This window comes from Oleiphilus sp. HI0128 (assembly GCF_001635365.1).
On record NZ_LWGG01000764.1, the window covers coordinates 1 to 12,003 of the forward strand.

Below are 12,003 nucleotides of genomic sequence, written 5' to 3' on the forward strand. Positions count from 1 at the left end.
TTTCTGCCTATCCTTGTTAACACTAATCTCACATGCCAGTAGTTTAAGTGCAAATGAAGTCATTATAGGCCTTAACTATCCCGCTTCAGGCCCTTACCAAGTACAAGGACTCGCCCAAGAACGTGCTGCCGATATGGCAGTTGAAGAAATTAATAATAATGGCGGGATACTAGGAAAACCCATAAAGCTTCTTAAAAAAGACACTCAGTCAAAAGCCGCAATATCTACCACAAACGTCGTCCACATGATCGATGACCAGGGCGCAAAAATGATTTTTGGCGGTTCCTCTAGCGCTGTCTCTATTTCAGGTGGCTACGCTGCAAAAGCGCGTGACACTTTATACTTTGGCACGCTAACCTACTCAAATGCCACGACGGGGAAAGACGGTCATACCCACATGTTCAGGGAAAGTTATAACGCCTGGATGGGCGCTAAAGTGCTTTCAAAATACCTAAAGAAAAACTTCAAAGGTAAAGAGTTATTCTACATCACTGCAGACTATACCTGAGGCTGGTCGACTGAAAACTCAATTCGCAAGTTCAGCAAAACCAAAGACAAAAAAGCACACCAGCGCGCACTTGTCCCCTTCCCTGGTGCGACAAAGCAGGACTTCAAGGCGGCCTTAGACGCAGCGAAAGAAGAAGTACCCGATGTATTAGTGTTGGTTTTATTTGGCGATGATATGGCAAAAGCCTTAAAAATGGTCACCGCCATGGGGCTTAAGAAAAAAATGTCTATCGTCGTACCTAACCTGACCTTAGGCATGGCCAAAAGTGCTGGACCTGAAGCAATGGAGGGCGTTGTTGGTGCTTTACCCTGGGCATGGAATATACCAGAACAATACAATTATGAAACAGGCAAAAAATTCGTTGAAACCTTTAGCAAACGCTATGACGCCTACCCTTCTTCTTCCGCAGCTTCGGCATATTCAATTTTATATCAATACAAAGACGCCGTAGAACGCGCAGGCAGCTTTGAAACAGCCAAGGTTAGAAAAGCTCTGGAAGGCCATAAATATTCTTTGTTAAAAGATGAGCAGGAATGGCGAGCTTTTGACCAACAAAATATTCAGACAGTCTATGCTGTGAAAGGTAAGACTAAAGAAGATATTTTAAAAGATAAATACCAGTCAGATTACTTCGAGATTCTAACAAGTATGAGTGGCGAAAAAGCCGCAAGAACCCAGCGCCAATGGAAGAATGACCGATTTAAAGCAAACAAATCATCTATTCTGAATTAGCTCATAGGCCGGGGAAGGCGCTCAAAACAAGGAGCGCTTTGCCTACATTTTACTAGCGTTTGGGAATCACTGTTAAGTGCTTGTATTATTTGGTTTAAAACTAGGTATACATAAGCCCTAACTCTCTACAGAACAATCCGGACGTCTATGAGCAACAAGCAGCATGGTCACCCCCCTAAAAAATCAGTAATAGCAGCTACTCTTTTCCCTAGGATTACGTCTTTTTCTTCACTCACTCAGTGTTTGCAGCTGCTTATATTAGGTTTTATTTTAGCCCCGCTATATAGCCACGCGACGCCCGATAGCTCAATCAACTTAAGCCTGGAAGAACAAGAGTGGTTAGCACTACATCCCGTTGTATCAATAGCATATGATGGTTACTTCCCTCCCTACAGTTTTTTGGACAATGACAAATCTATCGATGGTTTTTCGCCAGAGTTGTTCGGTATTATTTCAAAAAAACTGGGGGTCGAGTTTTCGCCCTATGCAAAAACGCAATGGAAAGAGCTATACGAAGATGCCAAGCAACATAAAGTAGATATTGTGGCAACAATGGTAGAGCGTGATGAACGCAATACCTGGTTCAAGTTCTCTGACCCATATATTCGAAAGTCATTAGTTATTATCACTCGTGACGACAACACAGAGATTGATAGCAAATTTGACCTGAAATATAAAAAAGTTGCTCTGGTTTCTGACTACCAATACGCTAAACGAATTACTAAAGAGTTCCCTACGATTCAACCCTTGAAGGTTGATACGATGCTTGATGCGCTCAATGCCGTGTCTGTCGGTGATGCCGATGCAGCCGTCTCATTTATTGGTGCTGGGCATTATTATCGCACCAAGTATCTGATCTCAAACTTAAAATATGCAGCAATATACGACAGTAATGGCTCGCCTGAGTCGATTGCAGTAAGAAAAGACTGGCCGCTTTTATCTTCAATTCTAACCAAGGCTCTGCGCAGCATTCCCGAAGATCAGCTTCAAGCGCTTCGCTCTAAATGGCTTCCGATCGATTATTTACAAGCCAACAGGCAAGTTCGTCTAAGTCCTGATGAACGTGCTTGGGCAGATGCTCATCCAACTATTAAATTGGGTGTAGACCCGGAGTTCGCTCCTTTTGAGTTTTTTGAAGATGGCCAATACAAGGGTCTGGCCTCGGACTATATTAGCTTGTTAAATCGGCGCTTAAATTTAAATTTGGAAGTCATTCCTGACCTAAGCTGGGCAGAAGTGACCGAGAAAGCAAAAAATAAACAATTGGATGTTATGCCGGCTGTGGGTATGACTGAAGAGCGTAAGAAATTTTTTTAATTATACCCGCCCTTACCTGAGCTTCCATCGTGTCATTGTCACTCAGTCAGATTTTCCCTTTATTTCTGGCTTATCTGACTCAGCACTCATAAAGTCGCTGTTCAGGCAAATTCATCGCACTATGGCTTTGTCACTGAGCAGTCGAATATCCAGCCCCATACATACAAAACCCTGAATGAAGCCTTGCTCGCATTGTCAGGTGGCGAAGTCGATGCATTTGTCGGAAATGTCGCCTCAACTTCTTATTGGATACGAAAACTCAACCTTAACAACCTAAAAGTAGCCGCCCCCGTTTCAAAAGAAAAACAGAGTCTACACTTCGCTATACGAAATGACTGGCCCGAGTTGGTTTCTATTATTGAAAAAGGTCTGGACAGTATTACGGTGGAAGAAGAAGAGGCTATCCGCCAAAAATGGACAAGCATAAAAGTCGACAACAATCAGAGCCTAATGATCGTTCTTCGGATAAGTGCTGCTCTTTTTGTCATCATCATTATCGGTGCGCTTTGGAACATGATGCTAAAGCGTAAAGTAAGACAGCAAACTTCACAGATACTTCGTTCAGCGCATTATGACCAGCTAACCGACCTTCCAAACCGTTTCCTGATCGAAGACCGTTTACGAGAACGCATTAACGAAGCCAAACAGAACAACTCGAAAGTAGCCATGCTTTCGATAGACATCGATGAATTTAAGAAGATTAATGACTCCTACGGGCACAGTGCCGGGGATCAAGTTCTGAAACAAGTTGCTGAGCGGCTTGGCACAACACTAACAGAGGGTGACACACTGGGCCGCCTCAGTGGTGATCAATTCCTGATTATCATCAGTCACTTTAATGATGTGTCCGACCTAGCTTCAACAACCAGCTCCGTATTGGAGCAGTTTCGGGCAGCCTTTCAAATAGATGCGGGTTTATACACTCTTTCGGCGAGCATCGGGATCTCAATTTTTCCTTTTGACGGCGACACATCTGATGAATTACTTAAGAATGCCGATTCAGCAACTCACGTAGCAAAAGAATTCTCTAACGGTTCCTATGCTTTTTACACTAAAGAGCGAAAAGAGAAAGTATCGCGTCAAATTGAGTTAGAGCAAGCACTTCGCGCTGCCTTGGACAAGAACGAAATGTACTTGGTCTACCAAGCAAAGATCGACGCACAAAGTAAACAAGTAATAGGCTTTGAAGCATTATTACGCTGGCACAGCGAGCATCTTGGCCAAGTATCCCCTGCCGAATTTATCCCAGTAGCCGAGAGAAACGGCATGATCATTCCGATTGGTGAGTTCGTAATTCAGCAGTCTTTAGCTGCGCTGGTCGAGCTTAAAGCTCATTACAATGCACGCTGCACAATGTTGATAAACATTTCTCCGGTTCAATTTAACTCACCAAGTCTTATAGATGTCTTGAGCGACACGGTATCCTCCTCGGGCATTGACTATAGTTCGGTAGAAATTGAGATTACAGAAGGCGTTCTGATGTCCAGCCAGAGCAATACGGACTTCATACTTAATAAAATAACTGAGCTAGGTATGAAACTCGCAATGGATGATTTCGGCCAAGGATATTCATCTTTAAGCAGCCTCCGAAAATTCAGCTTTAACACCTTAAAAATCGATAGAGAGTTTATTAACGAACTTCCTTTTTACGAATCTGACTGCAAACTCGTCTCTGCTATTATCCTAATGGCGCACGGTTTGGATATGAAAGTAGTTGCCGAAGGTGTCGAGAGCCAGGAACAAAGCGACTTCTTGCTAGAGTGTGGCTGCGATTCAATACAAGGCTGGCTCTATGAAAAAGCCGAAAAGTTGTCTACCCTGCTCAAGCACAAGTAACGCACTGTTAAGCCGCTCCAGAATAAGAACCTAAGTAAGAGGATATCGCTAAATGAAGTCGCTACTCACCTTCATAACAACACTATCTTTCTATTCTCCTTTGCTTCACTGTCAGCAAGTAAGTGACCTATTCGCTCCAGAGCAAGGCCAAGCAGATAATAAACAACTCAAAACCCAAACAATACGCCCCGCTTCTGACCTTATAAAATCGCGCTATGCAAAAGAGTTTATGGTTGTCAGTGCACACCCGGAAGCAAGTAAAGCAGCCTATAAGGTATTAGAGCAAGGCGGTAATGCCATCGATGCTATGGTCACCGTACAAACGGTACTTGGTCTGGTTGAACCGCAATCCTCCGGTTTAGGCGGTGGCGCATTCCTGGTCTACTATGACTCACAAAATAACAAGCTCACTACCTTTGACGGGCGTGAGACTGCTCCCTTAGACGCTCACTCAGAACTTTTCTTAAAAGAAGACGCTCAGCCAATGGCTTTTTTCGACGCGGTAGTAGGTGGTCGATCAGTAGGCACACCCGGGACGGTTAAACTTTTAGCTGAGGTCCACAAGAAATATGGTAAGAAGAAGTGGCTATCTCTACTCAGCCCTGCGATACAACTTGCCGGAAATGGTTTTAATGTAGGCCCACGGTTAGCGAACGCAGTAAAAAGAGATGAAAAATATTTGAGCAGTGATGATAGCGCATACCAATATTTCTTTCCTGATGGACGTGCGATACAAGCAGGACAGCAACTTAAGAACCCTGCTTACAAAAACACCTTGGTCGCTCTAGCAAAACATGGTGGTGATTACTTCTATAATAGCGATATTAGCCAAACAATCGTTGATAAAGTAAAGCAAGCGAGCAACCCAGGCTTTCTATCCCAGAAAGATTTCTCAGACTATAAAGTGATTGAACGGCAAGCGGTGTGCTCTCCTTACAAGACTTACGAAGTTTGCGGAATGGGGCCACCAAGCTCTGGTGCGACTAGCATTGCGCAAATACTCGGCATCCTAGAGCCTTTCGGGCTGTCACAAAGAAGCTCAAACTCTGCAGAAACATGGCAGCTTATCGCCGATGCCAGCCGCCTAGCGTTTGCTGATCGAGGGCAATATATTGCGGACCCGGCATTTGTAGACTGGCCAAAAGCCATGCTCAACAAGCACTACCTTAGAAGTAGATCAAAGCTAATTACGCCAGGAACAGCCCTGCAAGGTGTATCGCCGGGAGTTCCCGATGCAAAATTTTATGCCGCCTATCAGGCAGGTAAGTCAATCGAAGTCCCCTCAACCAGCCATTTTGTGATCGTTGATAAAGATAAAAATATAGTTTCGATGACCAGTACCATAGAAAATGGTTTTGGTTCCAGACTAATGGTGAATGGCTTCCTTTTAAATAACGAACTCACTGACTTTTCCTTTAGGGCTCACCATAAAGGAAAACTCGTTGCTAACCGTGTTGAACCAGGTAAGCGTCCGCGTTCATCGATGGCACCCACCATCGTCTTTAAAAAAGATACCAATGGCCTCAAACAGCCCTATGTCGCTCTGGGTTCACCCGGCGGTTCACGCATTATTAACTATGTCGCCAACAGCTTAATTGCAATTTTGGATTGGGAAAAGACGCCACAAGAAGCCTTTGATCAGGCGCATATAGTTAATCGCTTTGGTGTGATGGATATCGAAGCAAACAGCTCGGCAGAGAAACTAAAAGACGTCTTTGAAGGCATGGGCTACCAAACAAAAGTGAAAGATTTAAACTCAGGCTTGCATGGGGTGATCTTTACTGAACAAGGCTTGCTTGGCGGCGCAGACAAGCGTCGCGAAGGGCTTGTCTTAGGAAAATAAATACTTATGTTTGCTTGTTGTCTAACTTGAAAGCAGCCTTGGGCCAATTTAGCTTCTGAGGCAGTCTAAAATCATTGCTTTCGCTTAAACTTGTGAGGCTAAAAGCTTCACCTCGAAAGTTCTCATCGGTGATATCATAGCGCTGTCCGAACAAATCAAAGCACATCTTATAAGCATGCAGATAGCCTCTATCAGCCTTCATACCACTATAGCGCTCGTCACCTAAAATTGGGCTCGCTAGTGACTTTAAGGCTACACGAAGCTGATGAGTTTTACCGGTTTCTGGCTTTAATGCAAATAGCCAATAGCCTTCTTTCGTGCTCAGTTCAGTATCTTTATTCAACATCGGGTCGAGCGCCTTGGCGAAAAAACGAGTCACAGCAGGATTAGTTTTTTCTCGACGAAGCAAATAACTACCACGACGCCCTTTAACCATATCACCGGCAACCGCCCCCTGCTTTTTACCTGGTTTCTTAGTACTCAGTGCCAGATAGTACTTTTCGATGGTTTTATTCTGGAGCATTTCACTTATTGCTTTGTTCGAGGCCTGAGTCTTTGCGAAAACCATCAATCCAGAAGTCATTTTATCTAAGCGATGAACAGGGAAAAGCTGCTCAGATTCGAACTGAAGCCTAACCTTTTGCACAATCCCTTGAAGTAGGTCATCACAGTGAAAAGGGATACCAGCTGGCTTATGAACGGCAAGAAGATTAGCATCTTCAAATAGCGTTATTAAGCTTTCATCAGTTTCTGAACTCACCAGCCGGCCTACTGAATTTCTAGTAAAGACATTGGCGCGACAGGGGCAGTTTTTGATTTTAATTGCTCTTGGGCAGCAAAATGATTCGTAGCATAGGGTGAATCTTCAGGCTCAGATAGAATATTCGGCCTAACAATGCGGTGATAAGTAAAACGAAGCGGAAACATCGCTACATCCGCAACAAGATCTTTCGCCATTGTCCAGCCAGAGATATCTTTATAAAGATTATTGTAGGTGCCGACCATAGCAAACAAAGATCTAGATAAGTGTAGATAATCGCTCTTAATGGTCATATCAAGCTGATAGGTATTAGACATTAAATGCAAGGCAGTCTGTAAACGCTGGCGCAAGCCTTCCTGCCCCTCTTCATAAAGGCGAAACATAAAGTCTCTACCCAATGGGGTAACGTTCTTTTTAATCAATGTTTCTTCAAGCGCTGTTTTAATCTCGTCATAGCGTTCCAGGTTTCCTTTTTGGCCCTTACTCATTTGAATAAGAGTCATCGTCAGCATATCAACATCGCCACTCAATACCGACGCCAGGTAACGACCTACCATTCCCCACTTACCACGCATATCGACGGCATTTCCCCAATCAATAAGGAACAACCTGGCATCGAGATCTACCATCACATTTCCAGGGTGAAGATCTCCGTGAAACTCCTGGTGTATCAGAAGATGTTCAAGCATGGTGTATAGGAAATTGTCGGCAAGTTTTCTCTGAAACTTTTTCTTTCGCTTACCACGGTAACGATCTATCGCCTGGTTTATCGCCATGGCATCCTGAAGGAATTCCATTTCAATGATGCGTCCAGTAGCACCGTATAAACCCGGTACATACCATACTGGCGATGCCAGGGCCCGCTGATAGAAACGGTCTTGAATTTCTGCTTCATGTTTAAAATCGAGCTCTTGCTCAAAGCCTTTGGTAAATTCCTTTATCTGTTCTGACATTGCCGCCAAAAACGGCCTCAACTTACTATGAGGTGCCCAGTACTGACTACTGATAAGCATCAGCTCGATGGCCAGAGAACCCATAGCAAACTCACGCTCTAGGTTATGACGTGCCACCTTTACGACGACCGGGACTAGAACCTCTTCATCCCCATGCTGCATTGGTTTCTTAGCAACAAATACTGAGCCAATTGAGCCGGATTTAATCGGGTTATTGACATCAAAACCAAAATATCGGGATTCTGGCTTCTGACCAAACTCCTCATTAAAGGCTTGATAGACCTCGGATGCCGTCATCGGGTCGACATCTTCCTGGAATACTTTTAACTCTTTAGAGATTTCTTCAGGCAGGAAGTCTGAGTTTGCAGCGGCGACCTGCGCCATTTTGATAAACAAAGGGCCGAACTCACGTACCATTTTGGCAACAATTTCTGCCTGTTGTTTAAAGTCTTTTGGGTCTGTTTGCAGGAAGGGTTTTATGTAGCGAATAGCCTTTATCTGTCGCTTAAGGATATGTATGTCGCCACGCAAAACCTGGAGCTTTAATACTATTTCAGACAAGGTTTTCTGATTTATCTTTCGGATATGCTTAATGCTGTTAACGATATCCAGAAGCAAAGGCTCATATGTACGCAAGACTGAACGGACAATATCCAGATTCAGCTCGACAACGCCTTTAAGCTCTGGCGATTCTATCAATTCTTGAAAGAAGCTCCAAAACTCATCAACAACAACTTCAGGAATATCGACTGGGCTGCGCAGAACCGCCTGCTTAACGACATAACCAATAAGATTTTCTGTCGACTCTTCATTGGGGATAATACGATACTTTCGAAGGTACTCCGTCAATGACCTAGAGTGAGATGAAACCGGGTGAAGATATAACTGCTCGAATAAAAGATCGAGTTCGTCGGCTAATTCATCTTGAGTGATCATGCGCTCTGTCATCAAGAGTTTCACAATCGGCACAAAGGCTTTTGGCAACGCGACACTACTCGTCGCCAAGTCGCCAGCCCCTTTAAATACGGAAAAGGTACTGTCCTTGATAGATGGAATATCCAGAAAGCGTTTTTTCTCTTTGGGCATTTTTGGCTTCGACATTATAAACAGAGCACCGTGCTTTCTTAAGCAGAATGACAGATTGATGAGCACAAGATTACCATAATGGCGACTTTCCTGCAGTCATTTGTCAACACAAAAAGCATTGTGACAGAGAGTTAAATTATTGCTTCAAAGCTAATAGCCGTAAATCGTTGCTATACTGCTTAAGAGGCAGATAAGCTTTCAAGTAAATTACATTGTTTTAAGACCCACTGAGCCCCAAAGTACTATGGAACATCTCTCGATTGTCAATTCCTTCTTCCTTATCTTTTCTGGGGCCGCGATCCTTGCTTCAATTGTTTTATATACTCGTCAGCCTATTATTGTCGCCTATATTGCCTTAGGTGCCTTAATAGGCCCTTATGGCTTGCACTATGTGAGCGATGCGCACCTGCTGTCAGAAATAGCAGAGATCGGAATTATCTTTTTGCTGTTTTTATTAGGGCTCGATATGCAACCAAAGAGCTTGATGCACATGTTGCGAAAAGCCACCCTGGTCGCTATTGTCAGTTCCCTAGCCTTCGCCTTTACCGGGTTTATGATTGGAAAAGGCTTTGGCTACAGCTCTCAAGAGTCCGTGATTATCGGCTGTGCGATGATGTTTTCTAGTACGATTATAGGCATAAAGCTTCTCCCTACAACCGTCTTGCATCACCGCCATGTCGGGGAACTTGTTGTGGGTATGCTACTGCTACAGGATTTGGTGGCAATTGTCGTGTTGCTCATATTAGGAGGCAGCGGTACTTCAGCAGATCCGGACAGCAACAGTATCTTTAGCTTCGTTAAAACAATGCTAACTTTGCCATTACTTATCTTTGTCGTATTCGCTACCGTAAAGCATGTCATCCTTAAATTGATATCCAAGTTTGACCGTTTTCATGAGTATATATTCTTGCTGACAATTGGTTGGTGCCTGGGTGTTGCAGAACTCGCACATTACATTGGGTTATCTTCTGAAATCGGCGCTTTTATCGCAGGCATCAGCATCGCGACTAGCCCAATCGCCCAATATATAGCCGAGCATTTAAAACCGCTTCGTGACTTCTTTTTAGTTCTGTTTTTCTTTTCGCTGGGCGCTTCATTCAACTTAGGCTTACTGGCAGACGTTATTCTCCCCTCACTACTACTGGCTGGGCTGATTATTGTTATCAAGCCAGTGATATTCCGTTGGTTGCTTACGCGCAGCAAAGAACCCAATGACATTGCCTGGGAAGCTGGTTTTCGATTAGGCCAAATTAGTGAGTTTTCGTTACTGATTGCCTACCTGGCAACCGCATCGGCTTTGATAGGGACCGAGGCCTCCCACCTTATCCAGGCCACAGCAATACTGACTTTCATCTTTAACTCATATATTGTTATCTTTAACTTCCCCAATCCGATCGCTATTAGCGACAAATTAAGACGAGATTAATGCCCAAAGCTCCTTGCCCCTGTGGGTCTTCCCTGACGTATGACGACTGCTGTGCTCTTATTCATGCTGACATAGCTAAAGCACTAAGAGCCGAGCAGCTAATGCGCTCTCGCTACAGTGCCTTTGTACTTGAGAATGAAGACTACCTTCTAACAAGCTGGCACCCGGACACCCGCCCAAGCAACCTTGATTTCGATTCACAAAGTAAGTGGCTTGGTTTGAAAATTAAAGATACAGTAGCAGGTCTAGAGGATGATAAGGAAGGCCAAGTGTCTTTCGTTGCACGTTATAAAGTGTCGGGCAAGGCTCAGCGAATTGTAGAGAATAGCCATTTCATTAAGCTTGATGGTATTTGGCAGTATCACTCAGCTACTGATAATTAATACTTGCTATGAAGCTTAAATGAATATATATAATAAAGTACTGCTTCATATGCATATCGCCGCATTATTGCTTGGTGGTACAGCACTTTTTTCAAAACTAATTCCCTATGCTGCCTGGGACATAATTGCCTACCGAACTCTGATTTGCGGCCTCACCGTATTTATTGTGGCACTTCTATTCAAACAAAAACTTAGAATTAGCACTTTACCCGTTTTTTTACTCTTGGTGTTTTGCAGCATGCTGTTCACCGTTCATTGGACAGCCTATTTTCAAGCGATGCAGCTGTCGACTGTCGCTATCGGCATGATCTCGATGTTTACCTTTCCTGTCATGACGGTATTTCTGGAACCCTTAATCAATAAAACACGGCTTCATAAAGCCGATATCCTCATGGGTTTGCTGGTTATGCTCGGTGTCTTTATGATCGTCCCGGACTTTACTCTCGAAAACAATGTCACCGCAGGAGTATTGTTTGGTCTTTTATCTGCACTGGCTGTGGCACTAAGAAATATTCTGGTATCAAAGCACCTGTCAGATATTTCCCCTTTCACCATTATGTTTTATCACGCGATGGTGTCAGCCGCAATTTTGCTACCCTTTGCATCTGTCTCGCCAGTGGAAATAAAAACACCCGATCTACTTGCATTAATTCTACTAGGCACCGTGTTTACGGCAATCCCACATACTCAAAAAACATACGCCCTACGCTATCGTTCAGCTAAAAGCGTATCAATGGTGATAAGCCTGCAAGTCGTTTATGGAAGCCTATTTGCATATTTACTTTTAAGAGAAGGAATAGTCTTCAACACACTACTTGGTGGTGGCATTATTTTGTTTGCTGCTTTGTATGAGAGTGTCTTTGCTAAGCACTGAGAGACTTAGTCTAAGTAGTGACTCTGTATCTAACTTATTAAATATTCTGTAGACCATTCACTACAAACCTGGTGTATAATTACACCAGGTTTGTATCGAGGGAGGTGTAAAATGCCGAGACAAAGTATTACGTTAACAGAGCAAAATGATTCTTGGTTGCGAAATCATGTAGATAATGTTCAAGATTACTCTAATAAAAGTGAATTGATAAACGATCTTATCCGCAGCGCGAGAAGGGCTGAAGCAATTAATAGAAAGCTTGAAGATGCAGAATCCAGTGGTTTT

The 12,003-nt window shown here is 43.7% G+C and carries 6 protein-coding genes and 2 pseudogenes; 6 read left to right on the forward strand and 2 right to left on the reverse strand.

Annotated elements, in window-relative coordinates:
* Positions 1-13: 13 nt before the first annotated feature.
* From A3763_RS10570 to ggt, 3 genes and pseudogenes are all read left to right on the forward strand, one after another.
* Positions 14-1,240: pseudogene (locus A3763_RS10570) on the forward strand (ABC transporter substrate-binding protein).
* A gap of 147 nt (positions 1,241-1,387) precedes the next feature.
* Positions 1,388-4,393: pseudogene (locus tag A3763_RS30105) on the forward strand (transporter substrate-binding domain-containing protein).
* 52 nt (positions 4,394-4,445) lie between these two features.
* Positions 4,446-6,236 (forward strand): gamma-glutamyltransferase, encoded by a 1,791-nt coding sequence (gene ggt / locus A3763_RS10585; RefSeq protein WP_068513703.1) that lies wholly within the window; start codon positions 4,446-4,448, stop codon positions 6,234-6,236.
* Positions 6,237-6,240: 4 nt separating this feature from the next.
* On the opposite strand, the gene A3763_RS10590 is transcribed toward ggt, so the two are convergent.
* Positions 6,241-6,996, reverse strand: a complete 756-nt coding sequence (locus tag A3763_RS10590; RefSeq protein WP_197476044.1) for a pseudouridine synthase — start codon at positions 6,994-6,996, stop codon at positions 6,241-6,243.
* An 8-nt stretch (positions 6,997-7,004) separates the two neighbouring features.
* On the reverse strand, positions 7,005-9,050 hold the full coding sequence (locus A3763_RS10595; protein ID WP_068513706.1) for an AarF/UbiB family protein: 2,046 nt from the start codon (positions 9,048-9,050) through the stop codon (positions 7,005-7,007).
* Between the two features lie 229 nt (positions 9,051-9,279).
* On the opposite strand from A3763_RS10595, the gene A3763_RS10600 reads away from it, so the two are divergent.
* Genes A3763_RS10600 through A3763_RS10610 form a run of 3 tightly spaced genes read left to right on the forward strand, consistent with a single transcriptional unit; the run spans position 9,280 to position 11,718 of the window.
* Positions 9,280-10,461 carry a cation:proton antiporter gene (locus A3763_RS10600; protein ID WP_068513710.1) on the forward strand — a complete coding sequence of 394 codons (1,182 nt, stop codon included), beginning with the start codon at positions 9,280-9,282 and terminating at the stop codon, positions 10,459-10,461.
* On the forward strand, positions 10,461-10,844 hold the full coding sequence (locus A3763_RS10605; protein WP_068513714.1) for a YchJ family protein: 384 nt from the start codon (positions 10,461-10,463) through the stop codon (positions 10,842-10,844). The genes A3763_RS10600 and A3763_RS10605 overlap by 1 nt, the downstream gene beginning before the upstream one ends.
* Positions 10,845-10,863: 19 nt before the next feature.
* Positions 10,864-11,718, forward strand: coding sequence for a DMT family transporter (locus tag A3763_RS10610; protein ID WP_068513717.1), 855 nt, complete (start codon positions 10,864-10,866; stop codon positions 11,716-11,718).
* Positions 11,719-12,003 lie beyond the last annotated feature (285 nt).

Bases quoted from the DNA above. Each gene is read 5' to 3' on its own strand.
- ggt (WP_068513703.1), top strand. From the start codon at position 4,446: ATGAAGTCGCTACTCACCTTCATAACAACACTATCTTTCTATTCTCCT.
- A3763_RS10595 (WP_068513706.1), bottom strand. From the start codon at position 9,050: ATGTCGAAGCCAAAAATGCCCAAAGAGAAAAAACGCTTTCTGGATATT.
- A3763_RS10600 (WP_068513710.1), top strand. From the start codon at position 9,280: ATGGAACATCTCTCGATTGTCAATTCCTTCTTCCTTATCTTTTCTGGG.
- A3763_RS10605 (WP_068513714.1), top strand. From the start codon at position 10,461: ATGCCCAAAGCTCCTTGCCCCTGTGGGTCTTCCCTGACGTATGACGAC.
- A3763_RS10610 (WP_068513717.1), top strand. From the start codon at position 10,864: ATGAATATATATAATAAAGTACTGCTTCATATGCATATCGCCGCATTA.